Origin of the sequence: Paraburkholderia sp. SIMBA_027, from assembly GCF_046535315.1 — a bacterium.
Taxonomy (GTDB): Bacteria; Pseudomonadota; Gammaproteobacteria; order Burkholderiales; family Burkholderiaceae; genus Paraburkholderia; species Paraburkholderia tropica.
Genome location: NZ_JAWRWY010000409.1, coordinates 1 through 278, shown reverse-complemented (window position 1 = coordinate 278; position 278 = coordinate 1). Strand labels below are relative to the sequence as shown.

The 278-nt window shown below is 69.8% G+C and carries 1 protein-coding gene; it reads right to left on the bottom strand.

All coding sequences use genetic code 11. The annotated features are described in order from the left end of the window. A partial coding sequence (locus SB764_RS39615; protein ID WP_410866698.1) for a condensation domain-containing protein occupies positions 1-278 on the bottom strand: 278 nt, incomplete at both ends.

The following is a 278-nucleotide window of genomic DNA, read 5'->3' as shown; positions in this document are numbered from 1 at the left end:
ACCGCCGCCTGCACCGGCTGGTCATCGACATCGACGCGCAGCGGCAGGGTGTTGATAAACATGCCCAGCGCCCGGTCGGCGCCGTCTCCGCCCTGCATGCGGCCCATCATCACCGTACCGAACACCACGCGGTCGGTCTGCGCGATAACACTCAGCACCCGCGCCCAGGCCAGGTGAAACACGCTCGCCGGGCTGACGCCCAGTTGCCGGGCATGTACACGCAGCCGGCGGCTCAGGCCCGCGTCGAGGGTCAGTTCGGCCTCGTCGATGTCCGCCCC